This is a genomic window from Pseudomonas silesiensis, assembly GCF_001661075.1.
Lineage (GTDB): Bacteria > Pseudomonadota > Gammaproteobacteria > Pseudomonadales > Pseudomonadaceae > Aquipseudomonas > Aquipseudomonas silesiensis.
Map to the genome: position 1 here is coordinate 3969611 of NZ_CP014870.1, position 21160 is coordinate 3990770.

The 21160-nt window shown below is 63.5% G+C and carries 18 protein-coding genes; all 18 read right to left on the reverse strand.

What is annotated here, in order from left to right:
• Nucleotides 1-9 precede the first annotated feature (9 nt).
• Nucleotides 10-444, reverse strand: coding sequence for a curli assembly protein CsgF (locus PMA3_RS17580; protein ID WP_064678366.1), 435 nt, complete (start codon nucleotides 442-444; stop codon nucleotides 10-12).
• Nucleotides 441-830, reverse strand: coding sequence for a curli production assembly/transport protein CsgE (gene csgE, locus PMA3_RS17585; protein ID WP_064678367.1), 390 nt, complete (start codon nucleotides 828-830; stop codon nucleotides 441-443). The genes PMA3_RS17580 and csgE overlap by 4 nt, the downstream gene beginning before the upstream one ends.
• Nucleotides 827-1363 carry a type II secretion system protein gene (locus tag PMA3_RS17590; RefSeq protein WP_064678368.1) on the reverse strand — a complete coding sequence of 179 codons (537 nt, stop codon included), beginning with the start codon at nucleotides 1361-1363 and terminating at the stop codon, nucleotides 827-829. The genes csgE and PMA3_RS17590 overlap by 4 nt, the downstream gene beginning before the upstream one ends.
• Nucleotides 1338-1712: a type II secretion system protein gene (locus PMA3_RS17595; RefSeq protein ID WP_064678369.1), complete on the reverse strand. Its 375-nt coding sequence runs from the start codon at nucleotides 1710-1712 to the stop codon at nucleotides 1338-1340. Before PMA3_RS17595 ends, PMA3_RS17590 begins: the two co-directional genes overlap by 26 nt.
• A 3-nt stretch (nucleotides 1713-1715) precedes the next feature.
• On the reverse strand, nucleotides 1716-2189 hold the full coding sequence (locus PMA3_RS17600) for a type II secretion system protein (RefSeq protein WP_064678370.1): 474 nt from the start codon (nucleotides 2187-2189) through the stop codon (nucleotides 1716-1718).
• A 2-nt stretch (nucleotides 2190-2191) separates the two neighbouring features.
• The gene (locus tag PMA3_RS17605; protein ID WP_064678371.1) at nucleotides 2192-4024 is read right to left on the reverse strand and encodes a secretin N-terminal domain-containing protein; all 1833 of its coding nucleotides are present in this window, start codon (nucleotides 4022-4024) and stop codon (nucleotides 2192-2194) included.
• Nucleotides 4021-4539 (reverse strand): hypothetical protein, encoded by a 519-nt coding sequence (locus PMA3_RS17610; RefSeq protein WP_064678372.1) that lies wholly within the window; start codon nucleotides 4537-4539, stop codon nucleotides 4021-4023. The genes PMA3_RS17605 and PMA3_RS17610 overlap by 4 nt, the downstream gene beginning before the upstream one ends.
• Nucleotides 4539-5087, reverse strand: coding sequence for a GspMb/PilO family protein (locus PMA3_RS17615; RefSeq protein WP_064678373.1), 549 nt, complete (start codon nucleotides 5085-5087; stop codon nucleotides 4539-4541). Before PMA3_RS17615 ends, PMA3_RS17610 begins: the two co-directional genes overlap by 1 nt.
• Entirely contained in the window at nucleotides 5074-5619 is a 546-nt protein-coding gene (locus PMA3_RS17620; RefSeq protein ID WP_064678374.1) for a PilN domain-containing protein, read from the reverse strand. Before PMA3_RS17620 ends, PMA3_RS17615 begins: the two co-directional genes overlap by 14 nt.
• Nucleotide 5620: 1 nt before the next feature.
• On the reverse strand, nucleotides 5621-6424 hold the full coding sequence (locus PMA3_RS17625) for a hypothetical protein (protein ID WP_064678375.1): 804 nt from the start codon (nucleotides 6422-6424) through the stop codon (nucleotides 5621-5623).
• Nucleotides 6405-8111: a GspE/PulE family protein gene (locus PMA3_RS17630; protein ID WP_064678376.1), complete on the reverse strand. Its 1707-nt coding sequence runs from the start codon at nucleotides 8109-8111 to the stop codon at nucleotides 6405-6407. Before PMA3_RS17630 ends, PMA3_RS17625 begins: the two co-directional genes overlap by 20 nt.
• A 51-nt stretch (nucleotides 8112-8162) precedes the next feature.
• A complete protein-coding gene (locus tag PMA3_RS17635) occupies nucleotides 8163-8714 on the reverse strand; it encodes a response regulator (protein WP_064678377.1) in 552 nt (183 codons plus the stop codon).
• Between the two features lie 222 nt (nucleotides 8715-8936).
• Nucleotides 8937-9890 carry a peptidylprolyl isomerase gene (locus tag PMA3_RS17640; RefSeq protein WP_064678378.1) on the reverse strand — a complete coding sequence of 318 codons (954 nt, stop codon included), beginning with the start codon at nucleotides 9888-9890 and terminating at the stop codon, nucleotides 8937-8939.
• 13 nt (nucleotides 9891-9903) lie between these two features.
• On the reverse strand, nucleotides 9904-11454 hold the full coding sequence (locus PMA3_RS17645) for a cytochrome c/ABC transporter substrate-binding protein (RefSeq protein ID WP_064678379.1): 1551 nt from the start codon (nucleotides 11452-11454) through the stop codon (nucleotides 9904-9906).
• A gap of 9 nt (nucleotides 11455-11463) precedes the next feature.
• Complete coding sequence (locus PMA3_RS17650; RefSeq protein WP_064678380.1) at nucleotides 11464-12096, reverse strand: SCO family protein; 633 nt, start codon at nucleotides 12094-12096, stop codon at nucleotides 11464-11466.
• Nucleotides 12093-12749, reverse strand: a complete 657-nt coding sequence (locus PMA3_RS17655) for an SCO family protein (protein ID WP_064678381.1) — start codon at nucleotides 12747-12749, stop codon at nucleotides 12093-12095. Before PMA3_RS17655 ends, PMA3_RS17650 begins: the two co-directional genes overlap by 4 nt.
• 11 nt (nucleotides 12750-12760) lie before the next feature.
• Nucleotides 12761-14713: a cytochrome D1 domain-containing protein gene (locus tag PMA3_RS17660; protein ID WP_064678382.1), complete on the reverse strand. Its 1953-nt coding sequence runs from the start codon at nucleotides 14711-14713 to the stop codon at nucleotides 12761-12763.
• Between the two features lie 418 nt (nucleotides 14714-15131).
• Nucleotides 15132-20957, reverse strand: coding sequence for a manganese-oxidizing multicopper oxidase MnxG (mnxG, locus tag PMA3_RS17665; RefSeq protein ID WP_064678383.1), 5826 nt, complete (start codon nucleotides 20955-20957; stop codon nucleotides 15132-15134).
• Nucleotides 20958-21160 lie beyond the last annotated feature (203 nt).

Below are 21160 nucleotides of genomic sequence, written 5' to 3' on the forward strand. Positions count from 1 at the left end.
CGAGTCCCCTCAAGGGGCCAGGCCATTCACCTGGATTTCCGAAATTTCACCGGTCGCTCGGTCGGTCACTTCAATAGTCAGTGCGCCGGAGTCGTCGATGACGTTGACGATAAAAGCGTCGGTGGACAGGCTCCCCGTGTTGCCGGTGGAGATGTTGTCCAGCAACTGTCCCAGCAACCGCGATTGCAACTGGCTGCTGAAGCGTTCGAGGGCTGAGGTCCCGGCCAGGGAAGCCCGGTCTTTCAAGTCCGGATCGTCGTAATCGTTTTGCGACTGGGCTTTGTTGAGCAGCCAGGTTCCGTTCAACGGGTTGCCGCCGAACGTCGGGTTGACCGGTGTGTACACCAGCTCCGTGGCCTGGACCAGACCGCCGCTGGCCAGCCCGAGCAACCAGATACCGGCCCATGACAGCCCGGGGCGGTGCAACAATGTTCTCGTTTTCATAATTCGTCCCTCTCTAGGTCCGTGGTGTCCTGCAACAAAGCTTCCAGCTTGCGTTTGACGATCTGCCCGCGCACCCAGTCGGCGGCGTCGGACGCCTCCTCCTTGAGTTCCACAGTGTTCGGCGGCAGAAAGCGCCGATACACCAAACGCTGTTGGTATTCCACGGTCACCAGGCTGCCCCAGCGTGCGGAAGGTCGTTCGCGTACCACCAGGTTGAAATCCATGGGGCTGGTGGCGCGCAGGCGTTCACTGAACGCGTAATAAAACTCGTGGCCTATGTGCGAGATGGTGTCATCGACGATGAAGCCCATCATTTCGTCCTCTTCGGCGGCCGCGGCAAACGGCGTCGCCAGCAGCAGGATCAGGGCCAGGCAGAATCTGTTCATGGCATCACCCCTTGTGGTGACCGGGACGGACTTTTCGGCCCCGACGTGCCTTCGAGGAACGCCTTCTCGGCCACGAACTGCCAGTCCTTGTAACTGGCCATGCCGGTGAAGTCCGACCATTGACTGGGGAAGTCCGCCTGTTTGAGCGGCTTGTCCGTCGAGGGGCTGTAGAGGCCGGTGATGCGCCCGTCGAAACCACGCATCAGCGCCCATTCGCCGCCCCCGATCGGGTCCGGGTACAGTTGGCGAATATGGTGTTGGGCATTGGGAAAACGTTCGTCCTGCAACAGGTCCGCCAACTCTTTCGGGTACTGCGCCAGGCCCGGCGAACTGCGGTAATAGCTGCGCAGGGCCTGGGCGTACTGGGTACCGACCCAGAGCAACTGGCGTTCACGATCGCGGCGCGAGGCGGTCGACCATAATTCGCCGGCACTGGCCAGGCCCATGCCCATCACCATGATCAGGAACAGCACGCCCAGGTAGGTGAAACCCGCCTGGTTCGAGGGCTTACCACTCGGCATAAAGGCTGCCATCACGCGCCCTCCCGGTTGCACCGCTCTTGATATCCGCGACCCCGCCCGGCACACCGTCCGGCGGCGCCACCAGGACCCACAGGTCCTTGCGCTCGGCAATCGGGTCCATCGGCGGGTTGCGCAGGTAACGCTGCTCCACCAGCTGTTCGATGGAATCGGGGTAGCGCCCGGTGTCGCCGTAGTAGTGGTCCAGCGCCTCGCGCATCGCCGACAGGCTTTGGCGCAGGGTGGTCTCCTTCGAGGCCTCGAGGCTGTTGAAATAACGGGGCAAGGCGATGGTCATCAGCGTCGCGATGATTGCCATGACCACCATCAGTTCCAGCAGGGTAAAACCCTTTTCCCGGCGCATAAGTCACCACTCCCGGTAGGCGATGCCGTTGAGACCCTTGCCGCGCGCCTGGGAGTAGACGTCAAAGACGTCCTCGCCCTCCCGCGGGCTTTGGGCCGTACTGTCATAGGAACGCAAGCCCCAGCCGCCTTCGTCGTCGCGCTTGACCGTGGCCAGCGGGTCGCGGGGCACCCGGCGCAGGAAATAGAACTTGGCGCCCTTGGCGCTGCGCACATCGCGCACGCCGTCCACCAGCACTTGCAGGTTCGGTGGATAGCCGCTGTTGTTCAGCGACTTCTCGATATAACCGGCGTCGAAGGCGCGTTTGTAGGCGTCGATGGCGTCGCGGATCTGGTACAGCGCCGTACGCAGCTCCTGTTCCTTGCCCCGGCGCACCACGGTCTCGGTCAGCGGCGCAGCCATGCCGGCCAGCAGGCCGATCAGGGCCAGCGTCACCACGACTTCAATCAGGGTAAAACCGCGTTGCGAGGCGTTCATGATCAAGGCTTCTCGATAACGACTTGGGTGGTGACCGCGACCGGACGATCAATCGCCGCAGGCGCAGCAGCCGACTCCAGCCGCCGGTCCGGCGCCTGGATGTGCATGCTGGTTTCGGTGCCGGTAGGGAATTCCATGTCCGACGGGCTCTGGTACGGCAGGTTGCGCACGATCCGCGGGGTGATCGACAGCACCAGTTCCGACTTGCCGACGGTGTCCTTGTTGCTGCCGAACAAACGACCCAACCCGGGAATGTCGCCAAAGCCAGGGATCTTGTTGCCGGTGGCGCCATGGTCGTTGCGCATCAGGCCGGCGAGGATCTGGGTTTCGCCGTCATGCAGGCGCAGGGTGGTCTGGGCGTTGCGGGTGTCGACCTGAACCGGAATCGTGCCCTGGCGGGTCGGCTCCAGCGGGGTGGCGTTACTGACTTCCAGGGCAATCTTGATCGCCACTTCGTTGTTCAGGTGCACGGTCGGCTGTACTTCAAGTTTAAGACCGACATCCAGGTAGGTGACGCTTTCGGTGATCACCGGGCCCTGGGTCGACGGCACCGAGGTGGCGCTGATGATCGGCACGCGCTGACCAATGTGGATGCGTGCCTGTTCGCGGTTGCTGACGCGAATCACCGGGCTGGCCAGGGTGTTGATGTCGTTGTCCTGGGCGTTGATCTTGGCCTGGGGCGATGGCGAGATGGTGATCCGGCCGGAGTTGATGCCTTTGAGCTGATCGAGCAGGGTCACCGCCGAACCGTCGCTGTTGACCACGCCGAACGTGTTGGGCCATTGCAGACCGAGGTCGAGAATCCGCTGGGTGGCGACTTCCATCACCTCCACTTCCAGCACCACTTCCGGGTTGGACTGGTCCTGGGATTGCAGGAGTTTTTCCGCCATGCGCACCGCGTCTTCGCTGTCGCGCATGGTCAGGGTATTGAGGCGCTCATCGACGAACACGTCGCGGGTCTTGAGCATGGTCTTGATCATGTTCAGCGCGGTGTTGGCATCGATGCTGGTCAGGTAGAAGGTGCGCATCACCAGCTCCTGGTAATCCTTGACCTTCTGCGGCGAGTCCGGGTAGATCAGCAAGGTGTTTTCGTTCACCACTTTCTGGTGCAGCTGGTTCTGTTGCAGCAGTAATTCCACAGCGTCTTCGATGCGCACGTCGCGCACGAAGATGGTGGCTTTCATGTCCGGGCGCAGGTCCTTGTCGAAGATGAAATTCAAACCGGCGACCTGGGACAGCACTTCGAAAATCACCTTCAGGTTGGCGTCGCGAAACTCCAGGGTCACCGGCCGGTCCAGGCGGGTGCGCAGCTGCGGATAGGGGATCACGTTGCGGCTCTGGACCAGGCGGATGTTGCCTTGCAGTTCCAGCGCGCCTTCATTTTTCGGGTCGAGTTCGAGGATCTGTTTCACCTGGCGATCGGCGCCGTAGATGTCACCGCGACGCAAGTCGCCACGGGCCAGTTCGAGTTTGTCTTCCATGCTGCGCAGGTAGTCGAGCTGACGCAGTGCGTCCTGGGCGCGGCGGTTGTTGGGCTCGATGGTCAACACCCGGCTGTAGGCCATGCGTGCCGAGGCGAAATCCCGGCGTGCGCGATCGGTGTCGCCCTGGGTCAGCAGCGCCGTGATCGCCTTGGCCCGACCGCTGTTGAGCAACAGGTGCAATTCGGTATCGCGCGGGTTCTCCCGCAGCCCTTCCTCGACCCGGGCCAGGCCGGCTTCGTACTGGCCTTGTTCAATCAGCTCGGACGCTTCCTCGTTGGCCACTTGCGCCGTACTGCACGCGACCAGCGCTGTGCACAGGCCAAGGCTCATCAACAACCGGGATTGGTTCATTGCGTGCTCCCCACAGACAAGGTCTGGGACAAATGCAGAGGCAGGTAGACAAAGCTCAGTTCCACATCGGAAATGCCCTCGATCCGCCAGGTTTCGTCGATCACATCCCCTTTGCGCACGACGTATATTTTTTCGCCGTTCTGCAAAAACACTTGCAGGTCGGAACGGTCATCCAGCTTGCCGATGAACTGGAATGGCATCGGCGGTGCGCTGGGGGCTTGCACCACCGGGGTGACGATGACGGGTTGTTCGGTGACGCTGGCAAGCGTCGGGGCCGCCTTCCAGCTGCGGGCGGCAAACAGGTCGCCAGCCGGGGTCAGGTCCTTGACCACCGCCGGTTTTTTTGCGGCCGCCGTCACGGGCAGTGCACCGCGGGCTTTGCCTGTGCTCGAGGTGGACGCGGTGGCGACCGAGACCTCGACCTCCTCCGACGGCATCCAGTCATCGGGCAACCAGGTCAGCGCCGCCGCCACACCGAAGAACGCCACCCAACCCACTACGCGCTTGGTATTCATCATGACCTCGACAGGTAAAGGGTCATGCGGATCCGCCCGGTCAGGTCGGTGTCGGCGATTTTCTTGCGCTGGAACTCCACGTCCTCCACCACCACCGCCGGCAACTGGCCGAGCAAGGCATGCAGGAAGCGCCGCAGTTGCGGGTAGGTGCCGCGCACCGGCAGCAGGATCTGATAGCGGGCCAGATGGGTCTTGGGGTCGATGCCCAGGGAATACTCGCCGCGGGCCAGGGTGATGCGTTCCTGGGCCGCCAGCGCGTAGATCTTGTCGATGGCGACCGTGGCCTGGGGCTGCGACGGCAGCTTGCTGCGAAAGTCGTCGAGCTGACGCTGCGGCACCACCGGCGCGGCGACGCTGCCGTCTTCGACCCGGGCCAGGTACTCGCCGGCTTCGCGGGTCTGCTGGCTGAGGGTTTGCAGCGCCTGCCAGTCCGGCATCAGGCCGCCCAGGCCATACAGCAGCGCCAGCAGCAGCATGGCCAGCCCGGCCAACCCCGGCACACCCAGGCCTTGCAGGTATTCGTGGACGATCAATCTAGGGATTTGCATCGCCAATCTCCCAAGCAGCCGACAGGTTGAATTGCACCGGTTGTTCCGGCGATTTGACGACGATTTCGTGGCTCAGCAGCGACACGTCGGACAGCTCGTCGCTGGCTTCGAGGCGCTGGTGAAACGCGAGCATGGCTTCCAGGTCCCGTGCCTCGGCGCTGATCCGCACCTGGCCTTTGCGCGCATCCGGGGTCAGGGTCAGCAAGGCAATGTCTTCCCGGGGCAGGGTTTCGAGCATGGCGAACAGCCGTTCCCAGGGGCGACGCAGTTGCTGCGACACCTTGCGCATCTCGGCCAGGTTCTGCGCCTGCTCCCGGGTCTCGGCCGGGGTCAGGCTGGTCTTGGCGCCGGAGTCGCCGGTGAGGACGCGCTGGGCGGTCTGCAGATGGCCTTGCTGTTGCGCAGCCTGTTCACTGAGGTGCTGCTGGACGAAGAAGCAACCCAGGGTCAGCACCAGGCCACCGGCCAGCAGGCTCCAGCCCAAGGGGCCCGAGCGGCGGCGCGGCTGAAAGTCGAGCATCAAGGCGCGCATGTCAGGCCACCGCCCGGGACATGACGTACAAGGCATCGCGTACGCCGGTCCGGTCCTCTTCAAGGGTGCGCAGTTGCACACCGGGTACGTCTGGCTGTGCCTCGATACGCGCCGGCGCATGCAGGTAGACGCTCAATGGCCGCTCGCTGGTGGAGGCCTGCAACTGGCTTTCGCGACCGATCAGCGCGGTCAGTGCGGCGTCGCTGTCGCCGGTGCCGACCGAGCGCACCGCCGCCCAACGCCCTTCCCGGGCCAGCAGCAATACACTGCGCACCGGCTCGGCGACCACGAACAGAAAGTCACCGGCATCGAGGCTTTTATCGAAGTGGTTGAAAGCAGCCATCAGGTACGGCTGCACCGAGCGCAAGCGCAGGCCGCGCTCGCTGACCAGGCTGCGCAGGCGCGCCAGCAGGTCTTGCGGCAACGCGCTGGCGACGCGGTCATAGCCCGCAGGCTCGGCCGACAGCACCAGGCTCCAGGGTTGGGTCGGTGCGCCGAAGAGGTCTTCGAAACACAGCTGCGCGAACCCTTGCAGTTCATCAGGGCTACTGATCTGGTCGCTCCAGGGCACCAGGCAAAAACGACTGAAGTGCCCGGAAATCACCACGCTCAATTCGGCACCGGCACGGGTATGTTCAGCCAGCAGGCAGTCGAGGGTGTCCAGGGCCACGGCCCAGGCATGAAAACCTTCGTCGATAAAGCCGACGCTGCCCAGCCACAGGGTTTCGTTGCCCTTGCGCTGGCCGAGGCCGACGCCGCTGGCGCCGAGCACGGCGACAAAACGATCACGAGACAAAAGTGACACGATTGATCTCCTCGAGCGTGGTCCGCCCCTCTGCAACCAGTTCCAGAGCCGACTCGCGCAGCAGGCGCAAGCCACGTTTGCACGCGTGTGCCTTGATTTTCGAAACGGGTTGGCGCTCGACGATCATCTGCCGCAGTTCGTCGTCCAGGTGCAGCAGTTCGGCGATCGCGGTACGCCCGCGGTAACCGGTGCCCCGGCAATGGCCGCAGCCTTTGCCGTGGACGAAGTGATAGTGATCGACCTGCTGTGGATCGAGTCCGCTGAGGCGCAGCTCTTCGTCGGTCGGGTTGCTCGGCGCGCTGCAACTGGCGCACACAAGACGGATCAACCGTTGCGCCAGCACCGCGTTGAGGGCCGAGACCAGGCTGTAAGGGTCGATTTCCATCTGGGTGAAACGGCCGATGACGTCGAACACGTTGTTGGCGTGAATGGTGGTGAACACCAGGTGCCCGGTGAGCGCCGACTGCACCGCAATCTGCGCGGTGTCGGGGTCGCGGATTTCACCGACCATGATCTTGTCCGGGTCATGGCGCAGGATCGAGCGCAGGCCGCGGGCGAAGGTCAGGCCTTTCTTTTCGTTGACCGGGATCTGCAGCACGCCGGGCAGCTGATATTCCACCGGGTCTTCGATGGTGATGATCTTGTCCACGCCGTGGTTGATCTCGGTGATCATCGCGTAGAGGGTGGTGGTCTTGCCGCTGCCGGTGGGTCCGGTGACCAGCACCATGCCGTAAGGCTCGGCGGCCAGCCGGCGCAGCTGGCGCAGGGTGTGTTCTTCAAAACCCAGGGCCTGCAACTGCACGCCACTGACCTTGTCCGCCAGGTCCTGTTTGTCCAGCACCCGCAGCACCGCGTCCTCGCCGAAAATGCTCGGCATGATCGACACCCGGAAGTCGATCTGCCGGCCACTGATGCCGATTTTGAAACGACCGTCCTGGGGCACGCGCTTTTCGCCGATGTCCAGTTCGGCCATGACCTTGACCCGGGAAATCACCTGTTCGGCGAACTCGCTGCCCTGGATCTTGCTGATGTTGTTCAGCACACCATCGATGCGGTACTTGATCACCAGGCCGCTGCCGGTGGTGCCCAGGTGGATGTCGCTGGCGTGCATTTTCAGCGCGTCGTACAGGGTCGAGTTGACCAGCTTGACCACCACGCTGGCGTCTTCGCTGATGCTGGTCAGGGACAGGCTTTGCAGGGTATCGATTTCGGTGCCGGCGTCGGCCTGGGCGTTGAGCGATTCCACCGCGTGGAAGCTCTCTTCATGGCGCGCCAGGTAGGCTTTCAGGTCGTCGGCGTGCACCAGGTACAGCGGCGCGCCATGCAGGCAGTCGTCGATCCAGGCCAGGCGCGCGGTATCGAAGGGGTCGGCAAACACACCGATCACCGCATCGGCATGACGCAGCAGGATGAATTCGCGCTTGAGGCATTGGGCCAGGGTGACCCGGTCGAACACCGGGGTGGCTTGAAACAGGCTGTCGGTGTCGAGCACCGGATAATGCAGGGTCGCGCCGAGGCACTGGATGAAGGGCATGGGGGCCAGTTCGCACAGCACCCCGAGGGCTTCCAGGACCCGCTCCCCGGAGCTGGTGGCCCGGGCCCGGGCCTGGGCCAGTTGCTCACTGGAAAAACGAGACGGTACACAGTCCAGTAGCGCCGGTTCGACGGCAAGGGATAGACGGTCCATGGCATGCTCTCCAACGCCGGGGGCTTTGAGCCCTGTCGACGCGGCGAGCCATTACAGCTTGTCGCGCCCCTGATCCCCGGTGAGCAATTGTTCGTCGTCTGGTGCCTTGGACGTCGATGGAATACGTCGACGATCTGCCAGCACCCAACTGCCGTCGTACAACTGCAGCGGGAAACTTTCGGTCCTGCTCTGGCGTCGTTCGACAAAACCTTCGGATGTGCCCATGCCTGCTTTGGGTTCGCGCTCCATGCCCAGAAGATCGCAGACTGCTCGGGCCAATTCCGCCAACGGAAAGGGTTTGAACAGGATATGACTGACTCCGAGTTGCCGGGCCCGCTCACAGACTTCAGCGGTTGGGTGCCCCGTAATCAGTACAAAATGGCAATTCCTGTTCCGGCGGACAGCATCGAGCACCTCAAAGCCTTCCATATCGGGCAAGCGGTAATCGAACACCATCACATCGGGTGCGAACCGTTCGGCTTCACCGATACCCGTCGCACCGTCATGTGCAATCCGGACGTCCAGCCCTTGCGCCTGAAGGTAATCCTTGAGGTTTTCGGCAAGGAGCTGTTCGTCTTCGACAACCAGTACTTTGTTTAACAAGGTCGACTCCTTGAAACCGCAGGTCCGATGTTCCAGCCCTGGGAGTGCGCCCTTTACAGGACTAACGCACACTTCATGCCAGGCTGGGCGCCGGTATTATTATCTCTTCATGTCCTTGAATTTGAAGACAATGCCCTATCGTCCAGCACCCTCTCCCCCCAAAGGCGGGGAAGCGTGTGGATCGGCACTGAAGTTCTTTCCCCACTAGTGGGGGGTAAACCTTCATTCATCGTCAATTCGCTCGATTCGATTACTGGAACGCAGCTGCGCCAGAACGTCTCGACGAGCCTGTGCCTGGTGTTGCCGGGCAAGGTACACCCGGACCATCTCAAGCCCTTGCTCCTCCGAGACATCGGTCGCCTCCAGGCGGTTCTGCACTTGGATCAAATGCCAGCCGACCGCCGTCCGAACCGGCTCACTGACGGCTCCCGGCGCCAGGGCGAACGCCGCCGCTTCGAATTCCGGCAACATGCGCCCCCGTGGAAAATAGCCCAGGTCCCCGCCTTCGCTGGCAGATACATCTTCGGAACCGGCCCGGGCCACGCTGGCAAAGTCCTCGCCCTGAGTGATTTTTACACGCAACTGCTCCAAGCGTAGCCGCGCCGCTTCAACTGTGGAAGGGTCGGCGTCTTGCGCCACCTTGATCAGGAGGTGCCGGGCCTGGACTTCCTCGGGCCGGCTCATTTGCGCGCGATGCGTTTCATAGAAGTCGCGGATCTGCTTTTCATCCGGCCCGGCGGCCTTGGTCAGGTCGGCAAACACCTGACGGGCGGCGATTTCACGGCGGGTGTATTCGATATAACCGGCTTCGTCAAAGCCGGCGTCCTCCAGGCGCCGGGTGAACTTATCGGCATCGCCGATCGCCTGCCGGGTCTGCTCAACCTGGCTTTGCACCATGGCGTCGCTGATCACCACCCCGCGCTTGACCGCTTCCTGCCACAGCAGCTCGCGGTCGATCAGCGCGTCGAGGGCGGCCTGACGCAATTGCTTGTAGGCCTTGGGATTGCGAATGCTGGCCACGGCCCGGCCCTGGTCCTCGAGGAATTCGGCGAAATAACGCTCCAGGCGCCATTCGGAAATTTCTTCGCCATTGACCCGTGCGGCAGCGGGGCCGTTGCCGCCAAACGTCGCGGGCACCCACATTGTCAGCAGGATCAGCACAGTATTGAGTTTCATCATCGACCTCCGGTCAGGGCGTGGCAGCAATGGGTTTATAGGGTGCTACCAGATAGAAGCGCTGGTTGGGCAGCTCGACGGTGACGATGTGCGCGCCGCTCAAGCCCTGGCGGCGACCCGGGCCGAAGCTGATCTTCGGGGTCAGCCCGGTCTCGAAGTCGTGCAGGCCTTCCAGCGAGTTGACGAGTTTCTCGCGGCTGGCGTCGCGCCCGGCCTGCTTCATGCCCTCGCTGAACAGCAGCATCGAACTGAACGCGCCCACTTGCAGCACCGCGTGCTGACCGCCGAGCCCCTGGTGCTCGCGCATTCGGGTCAGCGCCAGGCGCCCGGCCAGCGTCCAGTCACTGGGCACGAAGGGATAGGCCAGAAACACTCGCTTGGAAAAACCACTGGGCACTTGCAACAGATCGCCGGCCACCTGGTTCGAGGCGGCGAACAGGTAAGGCACCTGCCCCGCGGTCTGCAAGCGTTCAGCGAAGCGACTGAAACCACCGCCGCTGCCCAGGTAGAACACCGAGCGCGAGCCCAGCGGCACATCGTCCCGTGCCGGGTCATAGGCTTGCAGACTCACCTTTTGCCAGGCGTGATCCTGCAAGTATTGGCTGAGGTTCTGCGCCGCCAGCTGTTGTCCGGGCTCGTCCGGGTAGGTGATCAGCGTCGGTCCCTGGAGCACCCGCAAACTGTTGGTGGCGTAATCGGCCAGGGCGATCAGTTGTTCACGCAACCCCGGCAGCGGCTCGAAAATCTGCCGGCTGACCTGGGTTGTCCCCAACAGCGACAGCGGTCCGATCAGCGGGATACCGGCCCGATCCAGGCGCGCGGCCAGGTCCGAATCCAGTGCCGGCACCAGCGGTGCGATCAGGGCGAACACCTGCTCCTGCTCGATCAAGCGGTCCAGCGCCTGCTCGGCACTGGCGCGATCCGGGCCCGGATCGACGATGGTCAGGTACAACTGCCGACCATGAATCCCCCCCGTTTGATTGATGCTCGCCACACAGCCCTCGAGCACAGCGGCTACCGTAGCGCCCTCTTCGCTCAACGGCCCCTGGCTTGGCAACAACGTGCCCAGGTGTAGCGTGCCGGCGGTCAGGCCCGGGTCGCGGTCGTCGGCCAGGCGCTTGAGGTAGGCCGTGAGGTTGCGCTGATCATTCATCGACAACACGAACCGCGGCATCGCCGGATCCAGCCGATTGTTGCCCGGATCGCGCCCTTCCTGAATCGCTCGCGCCAACAGGCCTTCGGTATACGCCGGGTAGTCACGGCCATTGATTTGCTGCTGGCCATGGCTGCTGGTCAGTCGCGACCAGCTCAGGCTCGGCGGCCGCACCCCGCCTTCCGGCCGCCCCTGGCCGTCGGTGCCGTGGCAGTTGGCGCACGGCAGGCTGGTGGCCGGCAGCAGCATGTCCGCCGCGCCGACCCGGGCCATGATCGGCTCACCGCTCCCCGACACCCCTTCGCGATACAGGCGTTTGCCGGCACTTTCGCTGGGACTCAGGGACAGCCCATGGGCGGCGAAACTGATGCCGCCGAGCAGTAGCAGGCCGAGGATGAGTGAGGTCTTCATGGCGCGCGCTCAACGACCGGCCACGGGCATAGTCAGCAACTGCAGGCGCTGGGCAATGGCGGCGGCCGGGGCATCGGGACGGATCTTGCTCCAGCGCTTGTTGGCCACGTCCCCCACGATCAATTGGGTGGAATGCTGCTCGGGGCTCGGCAGGATCTGGCCGATGCGGCTCAAGACAAGGTCGATCTGCGCCTTGTCACCGGTAAGAAAAAGCCAGTGGGGCCCATCGACGCCCTGCTTCAAGGTGTAAGCCTTGAGTACCGCCGGGGTGTCCCGCAGCGGATCACTGGTAAGGGAGATAAAGGTGATGCCATCGGCCTTGTCGCCCAGCACCTCGCGAACCTCCTTGAGTTTGCGGGTGATCAGCGGGCAGGCATCGTTGCAACTGGTGAAAATCACGTTGAGCAACACCACGCGGTTCTGCAACGCATCGCTGTAGAAGCGCAGGGTGTTGCCATTCTGGTCCTGCAGCGGCGTGTCGGTGAACCAGGTCTGCGCATCGCGGGTGCCGCCAGCCGGTTGTGCAGCGGCCTGTGCAGCGGCCTGCTCAGGCGCGGCGCTCGCGTGCCCCTCGTGGGAGAACGCCCTGTCGCTGCTTGCGCAAAAGCCCATCGTCAGGAGAATCAAGGCGAGCGCTTTCATGGGTGTTGCTCCATGGCAATGGCAGTGTGTTTGTTACGTCCGTTGCGCTGGCCGCTGAGCTTTTCCACTTCACGGGTCAGCACGGCCGGGTCGGTGAAGCCGTAATAACGGGTCCAGTTGTGGCTGTTGCCGTCCCCCACCAGGATCAATGGCTGATGGCTTTTGAAGTCGCCGCTGAAGCTGCCCAGACCCTTGAGGGTTTCGTTGACCGACTGCACACTGCCGGTGAGCCAGCTCCAGCCCGGACCGTTCTGGAAGGCGCGGGCATAGTCGTTCAGGCGTTTGGCGTCATCGCGCTGCGGATCGATACTGATGGAGACCAGCTGCACCTCGCTGCCGACCCGGGCGCCAAGCTGTTTCTGCACCTTGCCCATGATCGAGGACACCACCGGGCAGACCGTGGTGCAACTGGTGTAGATGAAGCTCATGACCACGATCTTGTCGGTCACCAGGTCCTTTTCCAGACGCACCGACTTACCGTCCTGATCAACCAGGGCGACGTCGGCGAACTTGACCTGGGCGCTTTCCGAGCTGGCGCTGGTGGCCGGCATTTCGTGGCCGGCGTGCTCATCCTTCGAGTGGGCCTGGACCTGAGCGATACCGGCGGCTAACAGGCAGAACGTCAACAGTCCACGGTGTGCGAATCGGTTCATGTCAGTTTCCTCTAGTGGGTATCGCCGGGCAGGACCCGAACGCTGGCAAACGTCTTGTCATCGAAACTCGCGCCGAGGGACGCTGCGCGCACATGCAAGTACCAGGCGCCGTTCTGGTCGAGGGTGACGGGGGCTTCATAAATCCCGTCACCCACCTCCAGGGCCGCGACTTGCCGGGCGCGGGACGTCGGGGCGCGGAAATAGCGCACCTGAACGTCTTTCACGCCACTGCGCTGGGCCTTCTGTTTGCCCTGGACGATGCGAAAGCGCACCACGTAAGGGCTGCCCAGGGCCGCTGTGGCCTTGTCGAGCATGAACTCCACCTTCGGCATGCCCGGGTGCTGGACAAGGGTTTTGTCCTCCTCGACCGACGCCGTGAAGCAATGGATGATGTTCGGCTGGTTGAGCAGGAAAGCCACGTCAAACCTCCCGGCGCCTGGCAGCTTGATCCGCGAGCTGTACAGCCCCGGCTCGACTTCGCGCAGGCTGCGGTCGATGACCAGTGCCGCACGGGCCACCTGGCCGCGATTGGGGTAACCGGACATCGGCGCGTTCATGCCTTCAGCGTAGAAGTAAGTGGTGTTGTCCACCGGATTGACCACAAATACTGCGTTGTCGTCCCGCGACACCGCCAGGCTCGACGCCAGCGGCAAGTCACCGGCCAGGCGCGGCGCCTGCGGCCCTGCTTCGAAACCCTGGCTGATCGGCTTGCGGCCTTCACCCAGGGACGACAGGTTGATCATCGTCACCTTGGCCGAGGCCAGTCCGCGGATGTAGGCGTAGGCCTTGGTGAACACCACCTGATAGGGTTCGGCGGACACGTCCAGTTCATGGATCAATGAATCGGTGGCGGCGTCGATCACCGCGGCCTGGTTCTCCAGGGTATTGAGCACGATGCCGAAACGCCCGTCGGCACTGAAGCCCATCGGGCCGAGGCCCTGCTTCAGCTTGATCACCCGGCGCACCGCCAGGCTGGCGCTATCGACCACCGTCACGGTGCCGTCCTGGCCGTCACTGACGTACACCGCCTGGGACAGCGACGAGTACGCGGCCGATAACGGGTGTGAACCGGTCTTCAATTGTTTGCTGATGGTCAGGCTGGCAATGTCGATGATGCTCAGGGTGCCGTCGTCGCGGTTGGTGACGAAGGCATGACGGCTGTCGTTGCTGAACGTGATTTCGTGATGCCCGGCACCGGTAGGCAGGTGTTTGAGGACCTTGAGGCTTTGGGTGTCGATCACCGTGACCCCGGATTCCTCGGCGGTTTTGGCGTTGTTGCCGACCCACAGCAGGCGTTCGTCCGGCTGCAACGCCAACCGCACCGGGTTGTTGCCGGCGACTACCGAGTCGGTCAACTTGAATTGCTCGCTGTCGATCACCGCCACCTCCCCGGCAGTGGGCATCGATACGAATACGCGTTTGTTGTCCCGGGGCGTCACCCAGTCCATCGGCGGTTGCTTGATATCGATCCGGGCCATGGTGCTGGTGATCCCGCCCACCGATACTGAAGGGTCGACCACCGAGACGCTGGCATCGCGGTTCATCACCAGCAGGAAGTAGCTGTTGAGGTCCAGGAGCGGCCGTGCGCCGATGCTCGATTTCAGGAACACTCCGACCCGGGATTTGCAGCTTTGCTCGCGCCCCTGGGCCTCGTCGGCGGCGATGGTTTCCGGGTCGAGCCAGGCACCGGGAGCGACGCCCGACAGAGGCTGCCCCGAGGCGCTGTCCGTGACCCGAAAGCGCACGTCGGCGAACTCGCCCTCGCGCAGTACGCCACTCCCGGCCAGCGGTTTCACCTCGAACGCCACCGTCACCCCGTCACGCACCAGGGTGTTTTTGCTCCAGGTCTTCGGCACTGCCACTTCGCTGAGCAACACCGGCTGCCACGCGCGCCATACGCCCAGCCAGATCAGCGCCAACCCTACAAGCAGTGCCCAGATGGCCACTATGATGGTCCTGTTCATGTTGTTCTCCCCTTACAGATCTGTGCCTGTCTAACCGCCCCCCCGCCCCCTGTAGGAGCGAGCGGGCGGCGATCCGACTTGCCCGCGAAGGCGTCATTCGCTGCCCCGCCTAAACCGAGGTGATCCCTTCGCGGGCAAGCCTCGCTCCTACAGGGGTGGCGTCATTCGCTGCCCCGCCTAAACCGAGGTGAACCCTTCGCGGGCAAGCCTCGCTCCTACAGGGGTGGCGTCATTCGCTGCCCCGCCTAAACCGAGGTGATCCCTTCGCGGGCAAGCCTCGCTCCTACAGGGGTGGCGTCATTCGCTGCCCCGCCTAAACCGAGGTGATCCCTTCGCGGGCAAGCCTCGCTCCTACAGGGGTGGCGTCATTCGCCACCCCGCCAAACCGAGGTGATCCCATCGCGGGTCAGCCGTGCACCTACGGGGCCGGTGCCGGTTCAGGTTCGTTGGTTACCCGCAGCAATCCCCACAGCCCGGCCGTGTTGCCGTAGGCGCCGTAGTCACGGAACAGGTAGTCGCCCGGTATCGCATTGCTGCCCCCGGCGCTCGGGTGCATGAAGCTGAAGTGCGCCGCCGGCAGGATGCTTTCCCGTGCGCCGATGTACATCGACATCGGGTTGTAGCCGTACCGCACCGAACCCACCCCTGGTGTACTCATCGGGTAACCGCCGGTATCGCTCTTCTCCGACTGGAACGGGTTGACCGACCAGACGTGACCGTCAAGCTGGAAGGTCGTACCGCGGCTGCCACCGGTGGGCATCATGATGTGGGTGCGGAACGGTTGCCCCGGCTTCACATACAGCACTGGCGTTTGCGGATCGCCTCCCACCAGTGCGTTGCTGTAGGCCATGTGCGCATTGGGCACGTCACCGTAACCATGGCCATCGGCATGCCCGAAGGGCGCATCCGGTGCCAGCCCGAAGCGGAACCACAGCGGCTCGGCCTTGTAGTTGATGGCCATGCTCGAGTTGTCCTGCGGATCGGTCGGCACACCCAGGCCTTCGGCGGCAATGCCTTCCACCGGCCGGCCGTTGGCCCAACGGATGTTCAGGGCTTTCTGCCAGACCATCGCAAAGTCGCGGTAGGTGGTTTGCCCCGGTGCGGTGACCGTGGCCGTCACTTTGCGCGCATCGTCAACCCAGGTCGCCCCGATCGGCAGGATGCTCATCGCCCCGCCCAGGCCTTTCTGCGGCTGTTTGATGACGTCCGCCGGGGTGAAATTCAACCCGCCGAACTCCACCGCCGTGGCGTTGATGTTGTCGACATTGCGGCCCAGTTGCGTGATCGGCTTGCCTTCACGTTCCAGGTGCCCGGCGTAGTACTTATAGGTACGCGTCGGGTACGCGCCGACGTTGCCCACCCGTGGCGGCACGGTCTGGATCGGGTTGGCGCCGACGTTGGTGCCGTCAGACTTGGTGATGTCATACGCCAGCAGTTGCGCGTGCAGACCAACGTGGCTGGACGGCCGCATCAGGTTGTTGCTGAAGGTGGTCGCGCCCAGGCCGCTGTTGCGATCGCGCTTGACCATGCCTTGCATCACTGCAGTCTGGGTCAGGTCCGGCATGATCAGGGGCAGACGGTTTTCCAGGGTGATGTTGATGCAATCACCGGCCGCCGCGCGCAGTACCAGCGGTTCGACAGTCACGCCGGGGTTGAGCTTGCCGGTGATCGGATCGAGGTCGCCCTTGCGCACATACAGGATCGCCGTCGGGTCATGCAGCGGCCCGCTTTGGCCGCCGATGGTGAAGGTCTCACCGTCTTCAGGGTCGGTCACGGTGACCTGCGGAATGCTCACGGTCCGCGAGTTGAACACCAGGGTGCCGCCCGCCGGATTCAACGGCCCGCCGACGTGTTGCCCGAGCCCGGCCGGATCGCCGATCGCCAGGTTCAGCGGGTTGCGCAGAATGTCGTTGGCCAGCGCCGCGACCACTTCATAGTTGCGTTGCACGGTCGGCCGGGTACCGATGCCATTCGGGTTGGCACTGTATCGTGGACAGATGCCATCGAACGCCACTGTATTGCGCATACCCATCGGTTTCGGGTTGTTCGGCACCGCGAACAGATCGCTGCGCTGGGCCGTGTAGTTGCGCATCACGCCCCAGATCCCGCTCCAGTAGCCTTCCAGGGAAGCGTCCATCGAGTACAGGTAGTCACCCGTGGTCGCGGCCGAGCTGGACATCATCGACACCGGCGCATTGAAGCCCAACTGCTCGGAGATCCCGACCATCTGCGACGAACGCCAGCCCGAGTTGGAGCTGTTGCCGAACCCGGAACCGCTCTGCAGCCATTTCACGCCGTGCAGGGTCACGTTGTGCTCTTCTTCGTGACCGCCGGCATGCACCCGCAGCCGCACGTTGTCACCGGTGTAAGTGCGTAGCATCGGGGTGAACGGGTCGCCCGGCTCTGCGCCGCCACGGTTGATGTGCGGCGGGAACAGTGTGGTGCCGCCGGTAGGGCCGGTCGCCGCGGTGACCAGGTTTGGCGCCAGGTTCATCGCCGGGATCGCACGGTCGGTACGGCTTTGCATGGCATACGCCAGGTCGCCGCCGAGGCCGTCGGCCTGCATGCCGCGCTTGCCGTCCGGGCCGACCTTGTTCGGGTCGTACACCCGCAGGGCCAGCGGTTCGTTGCGGTAATTGACCACGAACATGCCAGGGTCATCGACCGAGATCGCTTGCGGGCATGGCCGGCTTGGGCAACCGGGCACCTGCCCGCCTTGCACTTCGACGATGCCTTCCAGCAGGTTGCTGGCGTTATTGCGCACCGGCGGGTTGATCGCGTAGCGGAAGCTGTCGGCAGTGGCCGGGAAGGCTTGCGGATCAGGCACGCCGTTGGGGCCGGCACCGACATACACACCGGCTTCATAGGCGTGCTGGAAGTCGCTGTATTCAAGGAAGAACTCACGGAAGCTGTCGTTCTTGCCGTCGCCGTCCAGGTCACCGGTAGACACCACTGCCTGCCACGAAGTCGGTCCGCCGTCCTGCCGCGCGCCGCTGTACAACGGCTCGCCGGTTTCGGCGTGGAACCAGGTGGAACCGGCAGGTTCGGCCAGCACGGTGGCGTACAGACCAATCTGTTGGTGAGTCGATGGGCCTAAGTGGTCGTGGGTAAAGATGGTCCCCAGGCCACGGTCGACACCTTTGGCGTTGACCACCGGGTCGACGAACCAGCGCTGCATCGCCGTGCGCGCGCCGACCCAGTCGGCCCGGCCGTATTGGCCAAAGAACGGGTGCGCCTTGGCTTTTGGACAGGCCGGCGTGCCGTCACGCGGGTCGGTGCCTTCGCACTGGTTGAACTCGCGAATGGCGTGGATGCGCTCTTGTACGGCACCCGGGGAAAGCACGCCGTCTTCGTAGTTCCAGCCGTTGGCCGAACCGTCGGCCGCTGTCAGGTCCCATTTCGGCAGGTGAATGTGCTGGCCGATCACGTCGGTCGGCGTGCGCACCTGATAGTCGTCCATCTCATAGGTGGCCGGCACCAGGTTGGTTTGCTGGTACTGCACGCAGTCGAAAGTGTTCATGCGCATCACCAGCGGCTCTGGTGGACGCTGCTTGGTGATCACCGGCCAGGCGTCTTCCCATAGCGCCAGGATGCGCGCTTGCGGGAAGTGGTAGCCGACCTTGTTGTACACCGCGTCGAACTGGATGTTCGCGGCTTTATAGACCCGTGGACGGTCGGCGGTGAAGGTCGAGGAACCAGTGTAGGACATGCCGTCAACCCGTTCACCGCTATTGAACTCGCCGGTGCCGGCGCTGCTGGTCAGGCGTTTTTGCCGGTCATCCATGCACGGTTCGTAATAGGGTGCGCCTGCGATCGGCAGGGCGCCGTTGGTGCGGAAGTTGCGCGCCACCACCTGATTGCCCGGCAGCACGGCAAAGCTTGGGTGGTCTTTTTTGGCGTGGAACGCCATGGCCGCCTGTTCGACTTCGGTGCCCTCTTCCGGCATGTAGATGGGTTTGGCACGGGTCACTTCCTTGGAGAAATCCAGGGAGGTGGTAATGGTGTGCGCCTCGCCACCGGCGGAGAAGCCGTCCAGGGAATGGCGCCCCAGGCCGCCGTCCCAGCCACCGGACTGAGCCGGGTCGAGGTTGGCCCACAACGCATTGCCGCTGGTTTTCAGGGACTGAGCCTTGGCCGCGTCGAGCATGTCCAGCGGCGGGGTTGGTGGGCGTTGGCCGACCGACGTTTCCATGCCGCCGATCCAGAATGGATAGCCAGGGTTTTTCAGGCTGCCGTCGGCATTACGGTTGGCTTCGCTGCGATCGACCAGGGCCAGGGAACCAATGGCCTGGGCGCCGCCGCTGCCGCCGTGGTGTTCGCCGTCGTCATCCTCCTCGTCATCATCACCACCGGCCACCAGGGTTTCGCCGATTTTCGGCACCACCGCGACCTTGCCCGGCATCGGTGCCATGGCTTTGCCTGGCAACGGCACTACCGCAGGGATCGGTGTACCGGCAACGATCTCGCCATCGGGCAAGGCCCGAGCGCCAGCCGCCGGTTTGCCGCTGCGCAATGCATAAGGTTCGCTGTGGAAACCGTCGTTGCCTTGTTGGGATACTTCGAGTCTGGTGCCTTCTTCAAACACATCGTGCACCCGCCACATGCTCCACATGCCTTGGGCAAAGTGCGGGTAGAAGTGGCAGTGATAAATCGCATCGCCGGCTACGCGGTTGCGGTTGCCCGAACCACCGTTGGCGATTTCATAGGTGTAGCCAGCGCCTGGACCAATGCCCTGGGCGTCCACATAGTCGGAGTTGTCGTCGTTGGGGTTAAACAGCCATTGGTGGCCGTGCAGGTGGAAAATATGCTGCTCGTGGCCGTTGTGGGTGTTGCGGAATTTGACGAAGTCACCGATGTAGCTGTGGTTGACGTTGGACGGCTCGGATGGGTACAGCGCCATGGTCGCCTTGACCCCGACCTGATCGGCGTTCGGCACCTGACCCGGAAGAATGCCTTCCAGGCCAGTGTTGGCCGGTACGTCCACCAGCATCGCCACGTCGCCGACGGTGTGGGAGCTGAGGAAAAATTCTTCGTAGGCGCAGGACAGGCAGTCGTGCATCGGCCCGACACCCAGACGGTTGGCCACCACCTCGGCTCCCATGCCGCCGGAGCCGTAGTTGATCATGAACGAGTCGCGGGTCGGCTCCAGCACGTGGGCCATCACCGGGTCTGCCCAGTACGCGGGAAACGCCTGGGTCGCGGCGGTTTCATCCTGGAACTGCGAAGCGAAATCGCGGAACGGCTCCAGGCGATTGGGGATTGCCGGGTTGCGTTTGCCGAGGGCTTCCAGCGGGTAGGTCGAAGGCGGGAAGCTGCCATCGGCGTTGCTGCCCATCACGATCGCGTCGCTCTCGCTGGAAATGATTTCGTTGCCGTCGACCATGTTGATGATCGGCGTGCCGGCCTTGCCTTCACGGACCCACGGTTCGCGTTGCGGGTAACGCGCCTGGTAATCGACGATCGGCTGGCCGGCCGGGGTGCGGCCGGCGCTGGCCAGGCGCATTTCTTCTTCGGTCAGGGTATTGCGATAACTGCGGCCGCCCTTGGGCACCACCACCACCTGGCCGAACAAGCCGTTGGCGACGTTGCCCGCATCCCCTTCACCACCGAAGGTCGCGCCGCGGCTGCTGGCGGCGAATGCGCCTTCGCGCTCGGCGTACAAGGTGTAGGAACGGGTCGCGCCTGGAGGAATCAAGGTATTGGCATTGCGCCCGGTATAAGACGCAATGTCGTCGATGCTGTTGACGGCCTGCATGCCGTTGACCTGGAAGCCGACGTGCCGGTCCTTGACCTGCTCGTCGACCTTGAAGTTGGGTTCGTTACCGATTTCAACCTCGCCTTCCTCGCCCTCTGCTTCCTCACCGTCTTCGTGCGAACCGGGGTTGGCCTGGTAGGCCAGCAGGTTCTGCAGGTTGATGGTCAGGCAGTCACCCGCCGCGACGCGCAGCACCAGCGGCCGCGGACGCTTGTCCGGTCGCAGCGAGACCTTGCCCGGCACCGCCGCGCCGCCCTGGGCCAGGGACCGGTCATGGTCGTCGACCACGTCGCGGCGCAGGGCGAACATCATGCCGTTGACGTTCTGCGCACCGAGGCGGTTGAACATCAATGGCTGATCCAGGGCCACGACGTTGGCCACCAGATTGCGTTCGCAGCGCAGCGCCGCCTCGGCCACCCCGATGCCCAGCATCGGCGCCACCAACAGCAGCAATTTGAAAAGGGACTGAGCGTTGGGTATGCCGGTCATGATCACGGGCCTCGCTGTGGGTGCTCACAGGAATAATTCTCGACAAATCCCTTGGAGCAATCCGCATGCCATAAAAATTATTGTTTCTAATCAGTAAGTTAGTGTTGTCACTTGAGAATCCGGGGGATATTCCCCACCCATTCCCCCTTTTACGGGTCGGGCTTTCTTGCCCCACTGTTGGGGAAACTTGCCCCACAGCTGCC